Annotated in this window: 12 protein-coding genes; 8 read left to right on the top strand and 4 right to left on the bottom strand. The window is 72.8% G+C overall.

Features of this window, described 5'->3' with window-relative positions:
• Positions 1 to 137 precede the first annotated feature (137 nt).
• From ACLJQF_RS32970 to ACLJQF_RS32960, 3 genes are read left to right on the top strand one after another with little or no spacing between them, the layout of a single operon-like run.
• Positions 138 to 887, top strand: coding sequence for an ABC transporter ATP-binding protein (locus ACLJQF_RS32970; RefSeq protein ID WP_410614246.1), 750 nt, complete (start codon positions 138 to 140; stop codon positions 885 to 887).
• Complete coding sequence (locus ACLJQF_RS32965) at positions 887 to 3,352, top strand: ABC transporter permease (RefSeq protein ID WP_410614245.1); 2,466 nt, start codon at positions 887 to 889, stop codon at positions 3,350 to 3,352. Before ACLJQF_RS32970 ends, ACLJQF_RS32965 begins: the two co-directional genes overlap by 1 nt.
• Positions 3,353 to 3,385: 33 nt before the next feature.
• Positions 3,386 to 4,291, top strand: coding sequence for a type II CAAX prenyl endopeptidase Rce1 family protein (locus ACLJQF_RS32960; RefSeq protein WP_410614244.1), 906 nt, complete (start codon positions 3,386 to 3,388; stop codon positions 4,289 to 4,291).
• A 47-nt stretch (positions 4,292 to 4,338) separates the two neighbouring features.
• On the opposite strand, the gene ACLJQF_RS32955 is transcribed toward ACLJQF_RS32960, so the two are convergent.
• Entirely contained in the window at positions 4,339 to 7,455 is a 3,117-nt protein-coding gene (locus tag ACLJQF_RS32955) for a tetratricopeptide repeat protein (protein ID WP_410614243.1), read from the bottom strand.
• 212 nt (positions 7,456 to 7,667) lie between these two features.
• Between ACLJQF_RS32955 and ACLJQF_RS32950 the strand changes: the two genes are divergently transcribed.
• From ACLJQF_RS32950 to ACLJQF_RS32935, 4 genes are read left to right on the top strand one after another with little or no spacing between them, the layout of a single operon-like run.
• The gene (locus tag ACLJQF_RS32950) at positions 7,668 to 10,616 is read left to right on the top strand and encodes a CHAT domain-containing protein (protein ID WP_410614242.1); all 2,949 of its coding nucleotides are present in this window, start codon (positions 7,668 to 7,670) and stop codon (positions 10,614 to 10,616) included.
• Positions 10,613 to 11,998: an alpha/beta hydrolase gene (locus ACLJQF_RS32945; RefSeq protein ID WP_410614241.1), complete on the top strand. Its 1,386-nt coding sequence runs from the start codon at positions 10,613 to 10,615 to the stop codon at positions 11,996 to 11,998. The genes ACLJQF_RS32950 and ACLJQF_RS32945 overlap by 4 nt, the downstream gene beginning before the upstream one ends.
• Positions 11,995 to 12,423 (top strand): HIT family protein, encoded by a 429-nt coding sequence (locus tag ACLJQF_RS32940; protein ID WP_410614240.1) that lies wholly within the window; start codon positions 11,995 to 11,997, stop codon positions 12,421 to 12,423. The genes ACLJQF_RS32945 and ACLJQF_RS32940 overlap by 4 nt, the downstream gene beginning before the upstream one ends.
• Positions 12,416 to 12,949 carry a nucleoside 2-deoxyribosyltransferase domain-containing protein gene (locus tag ACLJQF_RS32935; protein WP_410614239.1) on the top strand — a complete coding sequence of 178 codons (534 nt, stop codon included), beginning with the start codon at positions 12,416 to 12,418 and terminating at the stop codon, positions 12,947 to 12,949. The genes ACLJQF_RS32940 and ACLJQF_RS32935 overlap by 8 nt, the downstream gene beginning before the upstream one ends.
• Here ACLJQF_RS32935 and ACLJQF_RS32930 read toward each other — a convergent pair.
• From ACLJQF_RS32930 to ACLJQF_RS32920, 3 genes are all read right to left on the bottom strand, one after another.
• Positions 12,939 to 13,562 (bottom strand): NADPH-dependent F420 reductase, encoded by a 624-nt coding sequence (locus ACLJQF_RS32930; RefSeq protein ID WP_410614238.1) that lies wholly within the window; start codon positions 13,560 to 13,562, stop codon positions 12,939 to 12,941. The two genes, ACLJQF_RS32935 and ACLJQF_RS32930, sit on opposite strands and share 11 nt — an antisense overlap.
• A 26-nt stretch (positions 13,563 to 13,588) precedes the next feature.
• Positions 13,589 to 14,323, bottom strand: a complete 735-nt coding sequence (locus ACLJQF_RS32925) for an SDR family NAD(P)-dependent oxidoreductase (protein WP_410614237.1) — start codon at positions 14,321 to 14,323, stop codon at positions 13,589 to 13,591.
• A 61-nt stretch (positions 14,324 to 14,384) separates the two neighbouring features.
• Complete coding sequence (locus tag ACLJQF_RS32920; protein WP_410614236.1) at positions 14,385 to 15,320, bottom strand: SDR family oxidoreductase; 936 nt, start codon at positions 15,318 to 15,320, stop codon at positions 14,385 to 14,387.
• 187 nt (positions 15,321 to 15,507) lie between these two features.
• Here ACLJQF_RS32920 and ACLJQF_RS32915 point away from each other — a divergent pair, with 187 nt between their 5' ends.
• Entirely contained in the window at positions 15,508 to 16,401 is an 894-nt protein-coding gene (locus tag ACLJQF_RS32915) for a LysR family transcriptional regulator (protein ID WP_410614235.1), read from the top strand.
• Positions 16,402 to 16,459: the final 58 nt, after the last annotated feature.

Raw genomic sequence — 16,459 nt, 5'->3', positions numbered from 1 at the left:
CCGTGTCCGGACTCTACTGAACCCCCCGAGGGGGTGTAGCTGGCTACACCCCCGGTTCGGGATCCCAGCCCCGTGTGCCGCACCCCGCCCGCTCATAGCGTCTGGATCACCAGATTCCAGAGGAAAGGAAACCGGCCATGACAGCGGTCGCGAACGGGCTCGAGTACGCGGTGCGGATGGAGTCGGTGGCGAAGACCTACGGCAAGGGCGACGCCGCCGTGACCGCGCTCGAGGACGTGACCCTCGGCCTGCGGCGCGGGAGCTTCACGGCGATCATGGGCCCGTCCGGGTCGGGCAAGAGCACTTTCCTGCACTGCGCCGCCGGCCTGGACCGGCCCACATCGGGCCGCATCCTGCTGGGCGACACCGAGCTGACCGGGCGCCGCGAGTCCGAGCTGACCGCGTTGCGGCGGGAGCGGATCGGTTTCGTCTTCCAGTCCTACAACCTCCTGGACGCGCTCACGGTCGAGCAGAACATCGTGCTCCCGCTGCGCCTGGGCAACCAGCGGTTCGACCCGGTGTTCCTCGCCGAGGTCGTCCGGTCGGTCGAGCTGGACGTCCCCCTCGACCGCCGCCCGAGCAAGCTTTCCGGTGGTCAGCAGCAGCGCGTCGCGATCGCGCGAGCCCTGGTCACCCGGCCCGAAGTGGTGTTCCTCGACGAGCCGACGGGCGCGCTGGACACCCGCACCGCGCGGCAGGTGCTCGGCACCCTGCGCCAGACGGTGGACCGGTGGGGCCAGACGGCGCTGATGGTGACGCACGACCCGGTCGCGGCCTCGTACGCGGACACCGTGGTGTTCCTCGCCGACGGCCGGATCGCCGGCGAGCTGACCGGCGCGACCCCGGAGCGGATCGCCCAGCGCATGACCCACCTCGGGGAGTGGTGATGAGCATGTTCGCCTTGGCCTGGCAGACGATCCGCGCGCGCCGGACGGCGTTCGCCGCCGCGTTCGTCGCGGTGTTCGCCGGTTCCGCCCTGATCACCGCGAGCGGCGTCCTGCTCGAATCCGGGCTGCGCTCGGGAATCCCGCCGCAGCGCTACGCCACCGCCGCGGTGGTCGTCACCGCCGAGCAGGCACTGTCCACAGCGGACGAACCAGACCAGCGGTTCGCCGAGCGCGTTCCGCTGCCCGCCGCCCGCGCCGCCGACATCGCCCGGGTGCCCGGAGTCGCCGCGGTGGTGCCCGATGTGAGCGTGCGGGCCGGCCTGCGCGGGCCCGCCGGATCGACTCCGCTCGTCGCCCACGGGTGGTCGTCGACGCGGCTCGGCGCGGGCACGCTCACCGGCGGCCGGGCCCCGGAGCGACCCGGCGAAGTGGTGCTCGACGCTGGGCGCGTCGGCGATGTCGCCGAAGTGACGGTCGGCGGGGTCGCGTCGTCGTACCGAGTGGTCGGCACCATCGCGGCCGGGCAGCCGTCGGCGTTCTTCACCGACGAACAGGCCCGCGTCGCCGCCGGCCGGCCGGACACGGTCGACGCCGTCGCGGTGCTGGCCGCGCCCGGCGTCGACGAAGCGGACCTCGCGCGGCGGATCGGCGCGGCCGTGCCGGGAGTGACGACGGCCACCGGCGACGACCGGGCCGCGGCCGAGTTCCTCGACGTCGGTGCGGCGCGCTCGTTCTTGACGGTCGTCGCGGCCTCGTTCGGCGGGACGATGCTGATGGTCGTCCTGCTGGTGGTCGCCAGCACCCTCGGCCTGGCCGTCCAGCAGCGCCGTCGCGAATTCGCCCTCCTGCGGGCGATCGCGGCGGGGCCGGGGCACATCTACCGGCTGATCGGCATCGAGTCCGCGCTGGTGTCCGCGGTGGCGGCCGTACTCGGCGTGGGACCCGGGATCGCGCTGAGCCTGTGGCTGCACGGCGTGTTCGTCCGCTACGGCTCGATCCCCACGGGCTTCGGGTTCGTGATCGGCCCGCTCCCGATCGTCGCCGCGGTCGTGGGGTCCGTGCTGTCCGCGGTCGCGGCCGGCCTGATCGCCGCCCGCCGCGCGGCGCGGATCAGCCCGGTCGACGCGCTGGGCGAAGCCGCCGTCGAACCGCCCAAGCTCGGCCGCGGCCGGGTGCTCACGGGCTGGCTGCTCGCGATCGCCGGGACTGTGGCGGGCATCGCGCTCCCGCTGGTGATCAGCGGAACGGCGGGGACGGCCGGCGCGGCGTCGTCGGCACTGCTGCTGGTCGTCGCCATCGCGCTGCTCGGCCCGCGGCTGCTCACCGCGACCGCGTCGGTGCTCGGCGCGCTCGGGCTGCGCCACGGGTCCACCGGCTTCCTCGCCGGGGCCAACACCCGCGCCCGCGCCCGTCGGCTCGGTGCCGCGACCACCCCGCTGATCATGGGCGTGACGCTGGCGGCGGTGCAGATCTTCACCGTGACGACCACCGCGGCCGCGGCACAGCACCAGACCGAGACCGGCCTGCTCGCCGACCACGTGCTCGTGGCCGACGGCGGCATCGCCCCCGCCGTGGCCGGCGCGGTCCGGCGAGCGCCGGGGGTGGCCGCGGCCGTTTCCGTGGTGCGAACGCAGGTTCTGGTCACTTCGCAGATGTTCGGTGAGCCGATGACCGAGGCCTACTCCGCGCAAGGCGTCACCCCGGACGGGCTCGGCCGGGTGCTGAACCTCGACGTGCGCCGGGGCAACCTGGACGCTCTCACCGGGGACGCCGTCGCCGTGAGCGAGAACGCGGCGGGCACGTTCGGGGTGGACCTCGGCAAGACGGTCACGATGCGGCTCGGCGACGGCACTCCCCACCACGCCCGCGTCGTCGCGATCTACGGCAGCGGCCTCGGGTTCGGTGACCTGACGCTGCCGCACGACGCCGTCGCCGGGCACACCACGAGCGGGCTCGACGACGAGATCCTGGTCGCGGGTGCGCCGGGAGCCGATTTCCTGCGGACGTACCCGGAAATCCGCGTCACCGACCGGAAGTCGTTCGCGACGGCGCAGAACGACGCCGCGGGCGCGCAGTCCACGGTGAACCTGCTGCTCAACCTCGTGCTGATCGCCTTCATCGCGATCGCGGTGGTGAACATCCTGGTCCTGGCCACCGGCGCCCGGATCCGCGAGTTCGCGCTGCTGCGGCTGGTCGGGGCGAAACCCCGTCAGGTCCGGGCCATGACGCGGCGTGAAGCGGCCGTCGTCGTCGTGGCCGCGGTCGTGCTCGGCTCGCTGGCCGCGCTGCCGCCGCTGGTCGGGATCAGCCTCAGCCTGACCGGCGCCGCCATCCCCGCCGTACCGCCGTTGGTCTACCTCGGCATCGTCGCGACCGCGGCCCTCCTCGGCTGGGGCGCCATCGCGATCCCCACCCGGTTCGCCCTTCGCCCGGCGGCCGTCGCGGCGATGCGCGTCGGCGAATAACCGTCCACACCAGACACTCGAGAAAGGATCGTCGTGGCAATTCCGCAGAAAACCGCGCCGCACAGCGGAATCCGTGGCCTGATCGCCCGGAACCCGCTCGTCAGCTTCTTCACCCTCGCGTTCGCACTCAGCTGGATCGCGTGGACGCCGTACATCCTGGGCAAAACCGGCCTCGGCGTCGAGCCGGACTTCGACTTCCCGAAGATCCTGGGCACCACCCAGCTGCTCGGTGTGCTGCCCGGCGCCTACCTCGGCCCGATCCTGGCGGCGTTCGTCGTCACCGCGGCCGCCCACGGCCGCCCGGGCCTGCAGCGCTGGGCCGGCCGGCTGCTGAAGTGGAACGTGAACTGGCGCTGGTACGTCGGCTCGATCCTCGGCGTGCCGGCGGCGCTCGTCGTGACGAGCTTCGCGCTCAACGGCGGTGACATCCACCTCCCGAGCGCGATGGTGTTCGTGGCCCTGGTCCCCGGCCTGGTGCTGCAGCTGGTCACGACGGGCCTCGCCGAAGAGCCCGGCTGGCGCGACTTCGCCCTGCCCCACCTGCAACCCAAGTTCGGGCCGCTGCGCGGCACGCTCATCCTGGGACCGCTATGGGGCCTGTGGCACGTGCCGCTGTTCTTCTCGGAGTGGGGCCACTGGCCGGACGTGACCGTCTGGACGATCGTCGAGTTCATCGCGACCACGACCCTCTTCAGCATCCTGATGACGTGGGTGTTCAACCGCAGCGGCGAAAGCCTGCCCATCGCGATGCTCGTGCACACCAGCGTCAACAACACCATGTCGATCGCGTGGACCGAGCTCTTCCCCAGCACGACCGTCGACGACATCGCGCTGACGTTCCTGGTCTCGTCGGGCGTGGCCGCCGCGGTCGTCCTCATCGCCACGCGAGGCCGGCTCGGGTACCGGAGCCCCGAAGTACCGGAGTCGCCGGGCCGGTGACCACCGACCGTGCGGCGACGCCCTGGCCGAGTCCGGCCAGGGCTCGGTCACCCGAGAAGCCGGTGCCGGATGTCGGCAGCGTCCGGCATGCTCAGGTCCTCGTAGATCCGGAGCGCCGCCGACCAGAGCCGGCGCGCCTCCGCACCCGCGCCGGAACGAACGTGCGCCTCGGCCATCCCGTCGAGTGAGCGGGCTTCTTGCTCACGATCTTCGATCGTCCGGGCGTGGGTCAGGGCCTGGTGGTGGTATCCGAGGGCTTCGCCGTACCGGCCGGTCGCGCAGGCGACCCGGCCCTGCCCGTTGAGAGCGGTGCATTCGAGCCGCCGGTCGCCGAGCTTTGCGGCCAGGGTCTGGGCCTGCTGGTGCGCGTCGGCCGCGTCGGTGTGCCGGCCCATGAGCTCGTAGGCGCTGCCGAGGTTGACGAGCACTTCCGTTTCGCCGACCGGGTCACCGATCCGCCGGAACACGGCGATCGCCTGGCGGTGGTGCTCCAGGGCCTCGGCGTGGCGGCCCCAGCGGGAGTGGATCCGGCCGAGGTCGGTGTGCGAGATCGCTTCGGCCGCGCGGTCGCCGATGTCGTGCAGGATCCGCAGGGCACGCTGGTGGTGGTCGTAGGCCTCGGTCAGCCGTCCGTAGCTCTGCAGGGCGCTGCCGAGGTCGTTGAGGATCCGGCCCTGACCGACGCGCTGGCCGGTTTCCTCGTAGATCGTGGCGGCCTGCCGGTAGCACGACACCGCGTCCTCGTGCCGGCCCATGCTGTGGTGCACCTGGCCGGTGCTGGCCAGCGCGACGGCCTCCTGGACGCGATCGCCGGCTTCGCGGCTGAGGGTGAGTGCCCGGCCGTAGCTGGCGAGCGCGTCGTGGTAGCGGCGGACCCGGCCTTCGTTGTGGCCCAGCGCGATCAGCGCACGCGCCTCGCCCGCGAGGTCGCCGAGCCGCCGGAACAGCTCCAGCGCGCGCCGATAGTGCTCGTCGGCGTCCCCGTAGTTGCCCGACCGGGCGTGCGACCGCCCGAGTTCCAGCAGGCCGCGCGCCTGCCCGGACTGATCACCGAGCCGCTCGGCCGCCCAGAGCGCGCGCCGGTGCACGGAAAACGCGTCCGCGTTGTAGTAGCCGACGCTCAGGTACTGGTCGATCGCCCGCGCCAGCTTGACGGCATAAGCGGAAAGTTCGCCGTCCGCGGTGCGCGTGATCGCGACGAGGGTCAACCGTTCGGTGTCCAGCCACGACTTCGCGGCGACCGCCGAGGTCGGCGCGGGCCGCGCCGGCTCGGCCTCCTCGTGGCGCCACCGCACGGTTTCCGGGAACACGGCGTCCATCGCGGCCAGTGCGTGCGACAGGTAGAACTCGTAGAGGTTCTTCAGGGCGCTTCGCCGGTCGGGTTCGGGGAGCAGTTGGTCGGCGCGTTCCCGGGCGAAGGCCCGCAACAGGTCGTGCATCCGCCAGCGGTTCGGGCCGGCGACCTCCACGAGGTGGGCGCCGGCCAGTACGTCGAGCAGCTGCCGGCCACCACGGGTGCCGACCCCGGCGAGCGCGGCGATCGCCTCGCTGTCGGCGGCCTGCCCGGGGTGCAGGCCGAGCAACCAGAACAGGCGGTTCGCCGCCGGTGGCAGGTGCCGTTCCGACCACGAGAACACGGCCCGCACGGCGGTCTCGGCGTCGGCTCCGGCCTCCAGCATGTCCAGCCGGTGCCGCTCGTCGGCGAGGTCCTCGAGTCCCACCCGGCCGCGCCGGGCGACGAGTTCGGCCGCGACCCGCAGCGCGAGCGGAAGGCGGGCGCAGTGCGCGGCAAGGTCCTGCAGCTCCGCCGGCCCGGCGATCCGGTCGCCGATGAGCTGCCGCAGCAGTTCGACCGACTCGTCCCCGCCCAGCACGTCCAGCCCGATCCGGCGGGCACCGTCGCGGGCCACCAGCCCGGCCAGGGAATCGCGGCTGGTGACGACCACCGCGCTGCCGGGCCCGGCCGGGAGCAGCGGGCGGACGTGCGCGGCGTCGCGTGCGTTGTCGAGCACCACCAGCACGCGTTTTCCGGCGGTCAGGCTCCGGTACCGCGCGACCTGCTCCGGCAGGGTGCCGGGTTGGTGATCGGTGACGCCGAACGCGGTCAGGAACCCGCGGAGGGCCTCTTCGGCCGGCAGCGCGCCGTCGGGGTCGAAGCCCTGCAGGTCGACGTAGAGCTGCCCGTCCGGAAACCGGGCCGCGACGCGGTGCGACCAGCGCACCGCCAGTGCCGTCTTGCCCACCCCCGCCGTGCCGCAGATCGCGACGACGGCGCTCACCTCCGGATCCTCCGCGACGACGTCGAGGGCCGCGAGCTCGCCGTCGCGTCCGATGAATCCCGGCACCGCGGGCGGCAGCTGAGCCGGTCGCGCGGGCGCCGGCTCCGACCGGGCGGCCGCGAGCAGCCGGGAATCGTGCGCAAGGATCCGGCGCTGGAGTTCGGTCAGCGCGGGAGACGGGTCCACGCCGGCGCGCTCGACCAGCTCGTGCTGGGCTCGCCGGAAGGCGTCCAGCGCGTCCGCCTGCCGCCCCGCCCGGTACAGGGCCGTCATCAGCTGCCCCCACAGCCGTTCGTGGCCGGCGTGGGCCGTGGTCAGGTCCGTCAGCTCGGCGATGAGCTCTCCCCCGAGCCCGACCGACAGATCGGCGTCGATGCGGTCCTGGACGACATCGAGACGTTCCCGCGTCAGCCGCGTCCGCTCCGATTCCAGGGCGGCGACCCCGTCGAACTCGTGGTACGCCGTTCCCCGCCACAGCCCCAGCGCCGAGCTCAGCCGTTCACGAGCGACCTCGGCCGAACCGCCGACGAGCGCCGTGTGCCCGTCCCGGGCCAGCTGCCGGAACCGCACCACGTCGACGGTTTCCGGTTCCACCAGGACATATCCCGGCGTCCGGGTGCGGATCAGCGGCGCCACCGCCGGCAGTGCCCGGCGCAACCGGGAGACGTAGGTGCGGACCGTCCGCTCGGCGTCCGGTGGCGGCTCGGGACCCCAGAGCTCGGAGACGATCAGGGACACGCTGACCGGCCGGCCGGCGTACGCCGCGAGCAGCGCCAGCGTCGCCCTCAGCCGCGGACCGCCAGGATCGAGCAGACCACCGCCGGCCTCGACTTCGAACGGTCCCAGCACCCGGATATCGATGTCCGGGGCCTGCCGACCCGCCATCCGGCCCTCCGCACAGCCACGTTCCGCCGTAGAGGACGCACCGGCCCGGTGCGGGGATACGTCACTGGTCCGAACAGAGCAGCCGGCCGTGCGAACCCCGCGCCGGGCGGAGTCCGGCGGCCCGGTGATCGTAGCGGCAAACCCGGTTTTGTAGATCACGCACCGCAAACCGGTCCGGGTAACTGTGCCGCACCTGCCGGCGACTCAGAAGTATGGACGACATCGAGTCCTTCCTGTCCGGCGACGCGGTGGCGCGGTCAGCCCGGGTGCTCGAGGTCGAGCACCTGGTGCACGCCTGGTGGCCCGCGGACGGGGTGCCTTCGGTGGTGATCTTGCGCGAAGTCGTCGCCGCCGCCCGAGCCGTGCTGGACCAGGACGTTCCGCTCGACCAGGCGGTCACCGCGCTGCGGCGGCCGGAGGTGACCGACCTGCACCGGCTCGCCGCCGTGCTGTACATCGGCTCCCGGCCGGACGGCTCCGCGGCCGAGCTGGAACCGGTGGTCCTGCGCCTGGCCGCGGACAGCGGCGCGGACGCCGAATTCTGCGCGCGGTGTTACCTGCGGCTCGGCGAGCTGATGGGGCACGACGCGAGGTACGCGGCAAACTCATTCAGCGCCGGCTTCCGCAAAGCCGCCGAGTCCGGGCCCGTCACCTTGCAAGCGGCGCTCCTGCTGCGGCTGGCGCGCTGCGCCGCCCGGCTGGAGCGGTGGACCGACGCGGTGGAGCACGCACGCTTGGCCAAGCTCCTCTACGAGCGCTGCGAAGCGGTCGCCGACGCTGAGGCGGCAGCGCTCATCGCCGGCACCGGCCTGCTGGAACTGGACGAGCCGGTGCAGGCCGCCGAGCTGATCCGGCCCGTCGTGATCGATCGGCTCGCGCGCGGCACGGAAGCCGGGGACGCCGCCACCGCCCTGCGGTACGCCGTACGGCGGGCGGCCCGCTCCGCGTTCGAGCCGGCCGCCGAGGGCGATCCGGCCTGCGTCGACGTCTACGACACCGCGGTCGCGCTCGCGGCCGGTACGGACTGCGGCGTCGAAAACGAGGCGCGTGACCGTCGTCTTCTCGCGTGGTCTCTTGCCGTGCACGGCCACCCCGACGCGGCACGACGACAGCAGGCGCGCGCCGACGACCTGGACGACGGCGCCGCCCTGGCGCTTCGGCTCGCCGACGGCGCGAAAAGCCTTAACGACGGCGACGTCGAGGCGGCACGCCGGCAGTTGCGGCCGGTCATGGCGGAAGCCGGCCGTGACCTGTTTCCCCACATCGAGCTCGCGGCCGCCTACGCACTCGGCGAATGCGCCCTGGTGGCCGGCCAGTACGACGAGGCGCTCGACCTGCTCGGCTCGGTGGCGGATCGGTCGGACAAGGCGGATCCGGCGCTGCACGCTCGCACCGTGAACAAGATCGGCACCGTCTATTCGGCCGGCCTGCGCCGGCCGGAAACCGGCTTGCCGCTGCACGAAGCCGCGATCGAGGAACAACGGCGGATCGAAGACCGGGCCGGGCTGGTCGTCTCCGCGGTGCAGGCGGCGCTGGCCTGCACCGCGCTGGGCCGGCTCGACGACGCGGAACGGCACGCCGCCGAGGTCGCCCGGCTCGGACCGGACCACCCGCCGCCGGACGTCGAGTGGGTGACCGGTGTGCCGGCACTGGTGGCGTCGCTGCGGGGCCGCTGGCCCGAGGCCAAAGCCGCGTTCCGCCGGACGATCGCCGAGCTGGAACGACGCCGCGCCGGGTTCACCACCGCGGACGGGCAACGCCGGTGGGCGGTGCACAAAGCCGACTTCTACGGGCAGGCCATCGAAGCCGCGATCGTCGCCGGCGACGGCCGCGAAGCACTCGGCTGGCTCGAACTGGCCAGGAACCGCTACTTCCGGACGGTCGTTCCCGAGGGCCCGGACGACGTCGTGCGGCAGCTGCGCGAAGCCACGACGCCGGGGACCGCGGTCGTCTGGTGCGGCGCGTTCCCCCGCGGACTCGGCGTCGTGGCCGCCCGGCCCGGCGACGGCGAGCCAACGCTGCGCTGCGCCTTCCACCTCGACCTCACCGCGTCCGACCTGCAGGGGCTGTTCCTCGGCCAGGCCGGGAAGGTGGTCCGGGCCGGAACCGGGGGACGCGCGGTGGACGCCATCGCCGACGCCGTCCTCGGCGCGCCCGGCGACATCCCCTTCTACGGCGCGTACGGGCGCTGGCAGGCGTCCGGGCCGGAATGGGCGGACGACCTGGGCCGGGTCGTCGCGGCCCTGCGCGCGCGGCTGTGGCCACGGATCCTCGACGCCGTCGGCGACGCGGTGCCGCGGATCGTGCTCCTGCCGTCCGTGGGGTGCAGTGAACTGCCGGTCGCGGCGGCCGCGCCGGATCGGTGGCCGGGCGGCGAGCCACTCGGCGTGAGCGTCGCCCCGTCGCTCGCCGCGCCGGCCCGCCGCAAGCCGGCCGGGCGACCGCTTTTCCTGCTGCAGGCCGAGAATCCGACCGAGGACGACAGCATCGCCTGCTGCTCCGTGGAAGCCGCGGTCAGCCGGGCGTTGTTCGCCGGGCACAACCGCGCCCTCCGAGGACGCCGCGCCACCAAGGCCCGGGTGCTGGCGGCGCTCGGGCAAGCCGACGTCTTCCACTTCATCGGGCACGCCTACTGCGACTGGCAGGAACCGCTCGACTCAGGACTCGTTTGCGCCGGCCGGGAGGGCGGCGCGCTGACCGTCCGTGACCTGCTCGCCCGGCCGGACCGGCGCACCGCGCGCCTGGTCGTGCTGTCGGCGTGCCAGATCGGGAACGTCCATCCCGACAAGAGCAACGACTTCGTCAACCTGCCGTCCGCGCTCGTCGCGGCGGGTGCCCGCAGCGTGCTCGCGCCGCGCTGGTCGGTCGACGACATCGCCGCGGCGATGCTCGTTTCGGACGTGCTCACCCGCTGCGTCCGGGACGGTCAGCCGCTGTCGGATGCCTTGGCGGCCGCGCGACGATGGTTGCGGGACGACGTCACGACGCAGGTCGTGGCGCACTGGCTCACCGCGGATGTCCACAACGCCGAACAGCTCGCGGCCGTGCGCGCGCGGTTCACGCGGACCTACGCGCCCGGTGAACGCCCGTTCGCCGGGGTGGTGCACTGGGGCGCCTTCGAGGTGACCGGGCACCCGGATCCGTTGGGAGCGGCACGATGATCGAACCGGCACTCGTCCTGGACGCGACGATGACCGCGGGCGAGGCCCGCGACCACCTGGAAACCTATCCCGCGTTCCGGCACGCCGTGGTGCACCGCACCGTGCACGGCGAACCGCAGTGGTTCGCCCTCCGCGTCGACAAGGTCCGCTGGCTGCTCACCGACGCCGGCACCGAGGAGGAGCTCGCCGAGGCACTCGAACTGGACGAGGAGCCGCGCTCCCCCGTCCACGACCTCGCGACGGCGCCCCGGCCGGCCGGGTTCACCGGCGTGGTCCTGGCCCAGGGAGACCTGGTCGGCGTGGTCGTGCCGCGGCCGGCCGACCCGACCTACTCCCATCGTGAGCGACGCCCGGCCGAAGAACGCGACCCGGCCGACGCCCCCGCGGAAGAACAGCCTTCGGACGCCCGCTACGTCGTCCCGGTGTTCTTCGCGACCGACCGGGAGAGGACGGCGAAGGCCGGTCCGGCGACCATGTTCGGGGCCGGGCGCGGGCCGCTGCGGTTCGGGCAGGTCGACGTGTCCATCCCGCCCGGTCACCGCCGGGGTGCGGTCGAGACACCCCAGTGGTGGAAGCTCGAGTTCGCCGCCGACCCGGCCAAGCACCTGACGTTCCGCGGCGCCGAGCACTTCGACGACGACGGCGCGTTCTCCGCGGCACTCGCCCGGCGCTTCACCGAGACCGGCCGCCGAGCCGCGCTGGTCTTCGTGCACGGCTACAACGTGAGCTTCGACGCGGCCGTGCTGCGGACCGCCCAGATCGTCTTCGACCTGCGTTTCCGCGGCGCCGCGGTCCTCTACAGCTGGCCTTCGGGCGGCAAGGTCCTCGACTACCCGCGGGACGAGAACAATGCACTGTGGACGGTTCCGCACTTCGAGGCGTTCCTGCGCACCCTCCTCGACGGCGCCGATGTCGAGACCGTGCACGTGATCGCGCACAGCATGGGCAACCGGGTCGTCACCGACGCACTGCGCGACATGTCCGATGTGGACACCAGCCGGCTGGACCAGGTCGTGCTCGCGGCGCCCGACATCGACGCCGACGTGTTCCGGCAGCTGTCCCCGAGAGTCACGGTTCGCGCGCGGCAGGTCACGCTCTACGCTTCGTCGAAGGACCTCGCCCTGCGCGCGTCGAAGCTCGTCCACGGCTACCAGCGAGCGGGCGACACCGACCCGGAGGTCCTCGTCGTGGGGCCGGTGGTCAGCGTGGACGCGTCGGAAGCCGACACGAACCTGCTCGGCCACTCCTACATCGGAGACGGCACGTCCATCCTCGCCGACATCGATCGCCTGCTGGAGACCGGTGCACCGCCGCAGGAGCGGCGCTTCTTCCTCGACCCGGTCGACCGCGGCGCGGAGCGCTACTGGGTCTTCAAGTCGTGAGCGGCGCCAGGGTTCCCGGCTGCGTGTTCTGCGACATCGCCGCCGGCGCGGCGCCGGCCACCGTCGTGCGGCGGTGGCGGGCACCCCGGTGGAGCGCCCGCCACTGGGTCGAGTTCCTGCGCGGTGACCGCCGCCGGGGCGAGGTCATCGCCGTCCGGCCCCGGGGCGGGGTGAACGACGGGCACGTGCTCGTGATCCCCCGTGCCCACGTGGCGGACGCCGGCGTCGACCCCGCGGTCTCCGCGCGCACGATGGCCTGCGCCGCCGAACTGCTGGGCGAGCACCAGGCGGCGAACATCATCACCAGCCGGGGCTCGGCCGCGACGCAGACCGTGTTCCACCTGCACATCCACGTGGTCCCGCGAGCGGCGGGCGACGGCCTGCCGCTGCCGTGGACCCCACGGCGGGAGGCCACCGATGCGTGAGCTCACCCTGGTCATGGCCCGCGAGCCGATTCCCGAGGCGGGGCCGTCGGTGTTCCTGGCCGGCCCGACGCCCCGGCTCGGCGACGCGGTGCCGTCCTGGCGGCCGGCGGCCGTCCGGGAGCTGGCCGCCCAGCGCGGCGGGAGGCCCCTGACCGTCCTGTCGCCGGAGTCGCGCGGCGGCAAGCGTGCCGCGCACTACGACGACCAGGTGGGCTGGGAGACCGAGGCGCGGGCGCGGGCCGGCGCGATCCTGTTCTGGATTCCCCGGGACATGGTCTCGATGCCCGGGATGACCACGAACGTGGAGTTCGGCCTCGACGTGACCACCGGCCGTGCGGTCCTCGGCTGTCCGCCGGACTGCGCGAACCCCGAGCGGAACCGGTACCTGATCTACGTCGCCCACCGGCACGGCGTGCCGGTGTCCGAGACGCTGGCCGGCACGGTGGCGGCCGCGCTGTCCATCGTGACCCGCAGCGAGAACGCGGCGGCCGACGACCGGGCGAGGCCCCGGGGGCTCAGCCGGTGAATTCGTCGACGCCGAGGGCGAAGTCCCAGTGGCCGACCCCGTTGCCGGCGAGGCCCATCGTGACCAGGCCCATTCCTTCCAGCCAGTGCGCCATCTTCAGGCCGCCGACGTCCAGCGGCCGCAGCCCGAGGCTCTCGACGAAGGCCGCCACGCTCGCCTTGGCCTGCGCATCGTCGCCGGCGAGGAAGACATTGGGGCGGCCCTGCTCCAGGACACCGCGGAAGATGGTGTTGAAGGCCTTCACCACGCCGGCGCCGGCCGGGGCCACCTTGGCGGCTTCCTGCGCAATCGAGGTCTCCTCGTGGTGGGCCAGTCCGTCGACCGTGGCGTTGAACGGGTTGCTGATGTCGACGATGGCCTTGCCCGCGAGGGCGGCTCCGTACTCGGCGACGACCGGAACGACACCGTCGGCCAACAGGGCCGTGATGACGATGTCCCCGGCCGGGACGGCGCCCCATTCGCCGCTCGTCGCGCCGCCGCCCAGCGCCTTGGCCAGGGCATCGGCCTTGGCCTGATCGCGTCCCATGACTTCGACGGTGTTGCCGCCCGCGACCGCGAGCGTGCCGATGGTACGAGCCATGTTCCCGGTACCGATGAGGGTGATGCTGCTCATGAGGTGTGCTCTTTCTCGTGGGTGGTTCAGATGGCGGTGGTGCCGCCGTCGGTGACCAGTTCCAGGCCGTTGACGTAGCTGGAGTCGTCGGAGGCGAGGAACAGGGCGACGGTGGCGATTTCTTCGGGGCGGCCCATTTCCCCGCGGGGGATGAGCGACTCGAATGCGGCCCTGGTCGCCTCGTCGAACAGTTCTTCCTGTTTGGCGGTGGCGACCTGGCCGGGGGTCAGGACGTTGACCCGGATCCTGCGGTCGCGCAGTTCGTTGAGCCAGACGCGCGCCCAGGCCTGCTGGACGGCTTTGCTTCCCGCGTAGAGGCTCCAGCCGGGGAAGGCGCCGAGGGAGGCGTTGGAGCCGGTCATGAGGATCGAGCCGTTGTCGTTGAGCAGCGGCAGTGCCTTCTGCACGGTGAACAGGGTGCCCCGCGCGTTGAGCCAGAAGGTGCGGTGGAACTGTTCCTCGGTGATCTCGCCGAGGGGCGCGGGTTCGCCCATCCCGGCGCTGGCCCACAGCACGTCGATCGAGCCCTTTTCCCGCTTGACGGTGTCGTACAGGCGGTCCAGGTCGGCCAGGTCGGCCGCGTCACCCTGGACGGCGGTGACGTTGCCGCCGATCAGCTCGACGGCGGCGTCCAGTGCTTCCTGCCGCCGGGCCTGGATGAAGACGTGCGCTCCTTCTTCGACGAACAGTTTGGCGCCGGCCAGTGCCATGCCGGTGGATCCGCCGGTGATCACCGCTACCTTGCCATCGAGCTTTCCCACGATCACTCCGTCGAATTGAGGGGTATCCGAAAATCTTTGCGATTCTGCTCCGGCCGCAGTGTCAGCGGGCGGAGAAGTAATGGCCGTTGTCCAAATCGGCGAGCAGGCCGGGCCGAGCGGGTTCCCAGCCGAGGGTCCGGCGGGTGACGAGGTTGGCCGCCGGGTAGCTCTGGGTGACGATGTTCGCGAGGAAACCGAAGTATCCCGGCACCATCAGTACGTCCGCGGGAACGCTCACGGCGGGCAGACCCAGGCGGCTGCCGATGGCCTCGGCGATCTCGCGCAGCGGGATGCCGCCGTCCCCGACCGCGTGCCAATACCGGCCGGCCGGCCCCTTCTCCAGCGCCAGGCGGAACACGGAGGCGGCATCGCGGACGTGCACGGCGTTCCACAGGTTCGCGCCGTCTCCGGGGTAGCCGGCGAAGCCCTTCTCCTTGGCCAGCGCGATCAGCTGCACGAGAAAGCCGGCCCGATCGGTCGTGCTGTGCGCGATGTTGGCGATCCGCACGACCGAAGACCGCACTCCCCGCCCGGCGAGGCCGACCACGGCGGTTTCCACGACGTTGCGCACCCGCAGGGTGCCCTGGTACTCGTCGCCGCCGGGAAGGGCCGGGTCCTCCTCGGTGACCGGGCGGCCCAGGTTCCCGGGCGAGCCGATGCTCCCGGCCGCGACCAGCGGTTTTCCGGTTCCCGCGAGCGCTTCGCCGTACGCGAGCACGATCGGGAGCTCCGCGGCGGCCACGGCGTCGATCCCGCCGGAGGGGAGCAGGTCCTGCCGGTGCGCGACGTGGATGACGCCGTCGGAATCCGCGGCCGCCGCCTTGAGCCCGTCGAGGTCCTCGAGGTCGCCGCGGCGCACCTTCGCGCCGAGCGCGGACACCGCCGCGGCAGCCGCGTCCGACCGGGCCAGGCCGGTGACCTCGTGCCCGGCGGCGATGAGCTCGGGGATGATGTGCGAACCGGCGTGGCCGGTCCCGCCGGTGACGAAAACGCGCACGCTACTGCTCCTTGTGAATGAGGTGGCGCGACAAGTGCTGCCCGCAATTCCGAGGTCGAATTACTGGGTCGAATTCCTGGGTCGAATTCGCTCGTCCCCATTGACGATGCCACCGGCCCGATCCGGCGTCCAAGACTTCTTTCGGTCGTGGTGATAACCTGAAGGCATCACCGGCCCGGGAGGATCCATGGATCTGGACCTGCGCAAGCTGCGCTACTTCGTCGCCGTGGCCGATCGGTTGCACTTCGGCCGGGCCGCCGACGAGCTGCACATCGCGCAGCCCGCGCTCAGCCGCCAGATCCGCGCGCTGGAGCAGGATCTCGGCGCCTCGCTGTTCACCAGGGATCGCCACGGCGTGGAGCTGACCGACGCGGGCCGGCAACTGCTCGCCGACGCCGGTCCGCTGCTCGCCTCCGCGCACGCGGTCCGCCGCCGGGTGGCCGTGGCCGCCCGCGGCAGCCGGCGGCTGGTGGTCGGCTTCCGGGCCGGCATCCCGGCCATCCCGGCGACACGGGTGTTCGAGGCCCGGCATCCGGACGTGGTCGTGGACGTGCAGCGGATGGAATGGGACGACCAGGCCCCGATGCTGCTCGACGGCCGCGTCGACGTCGGCTATGTGCGGCTGCCCATCGACGAAACCGGCCTGCGCCTGACTCCCCTGTACACCGAGCCGCTCATGGTGGTGCTGCCCGCCGGCCACCGGTTGGCCGGCAAGGAGGAGGTCACCGAGGCCGATCTGGCCGGCGAACCGGTGGTCTGGCACGCCGGCCCGGGCACGCAGCCCACCCGGCGCCCGCACGCCGACTCCGGGCTGCGGGTGCGCGGGGTGGAGGAGACGCTCGAGCACGTCGCGGCCGGCCGGGGCATCTCGTTCGTGGGGCGTTCGGCGACCGTGTTCTACTCGCGTCCGGACATCAGCTACGTACCCATCCCGGAACTCGCGCCCGACCAGGTGTGCCTCGCCGTGGCGGCAGCACGCACCTCGCCGCTGGCCGAAGACTTCTTCGCGGCGGCGCAGGCGACGGCCGAGATCACCGCGGAATGCGGGAACTACGATTCGGGTGCGGCTGCCGTGGAGTGAGCACGCGGGTGGGACGCGGTCAACCGCAAGACGTCGTCATGGTGAAATTCCTCCGGCC

This window comes from Amycolatopsis sp. lyj-109, from assembly GCF_046548995.1.
Classification (GTDB): Bacteria; Actinomycetota; Actinomycetes; order Mycobacteriales; family Pseudonocardiaceae; genus Amycolatopsis.
Note: the sequence above shows the minus strand (reverse complement) of the source record. Positions and strands in the feature narration are given on the sequence as shown.

What these genes read in the sequence shown, in the direction of transcription:
- ACLJQF_RS32970 (WP_410614246.1), top strand. Translation starts at nt 138, where the DNA reads ATGACAGCGGTCGCGAACGGGCTCGAGTACGCGGTGCGGATGGAGTCG.
- ACLJQF_RS32930 (WP_410614238.1), bottom strand. Translation starts at nt 13,562, where the DNA reads ATGAGCAGCATCACCCTCATCGGTACCGGGAACATGGCTCGTACCATC.
- ACLJQF_RS32915 (WP_410614235.1), top strand. Translation starts at nt 15,508, where the DNA reads ATGGATCTGGACCTGCGCAAGCTGCGCTACTTCGTCGCCGTGGCCGAT.
- ACLJQF_RS32945 (WP_410614241.1), top strand. Translation starts at nt 10,613, where the DNA reads ATGATCGAACCGGCACTCGTCCTGGACGCGACGATGACCGCGGGCGAG.
- ACLJQF_RS32965 (WP_410614245.1), top strand. Translation starts at nt 887, where the DNA reads ATGAGCATGTTCGCCTTGGCCTGGCAGACGATCCGCGCGCGCCGGACG.
- ACLJQF_RS32955 (WP_410614243.1), bottom strand. Translation starts at nt 7,455, where the DNA reads ATGGCGGGTCGGCAGGCCCCGGACATCGATATCCGGGTGCTGGGACCG.
- ACLJQF_RS32950 (WP_410614242.1), top strand. Translation starts at nt 7,668, where the DNA reads ATGGACGACATCGAGTCCTTCCTGTCCGGCGACGCGGTGGCGCGGTCA.
- ACLJQF_RS32935 (WP_410614239.1), top strand. Translation starts at nt 12,416, where the DNA reads ATGCGTGAGCTCACCCTGGTCATGGCCCGCGAGCCGATTCCCGAGGCG.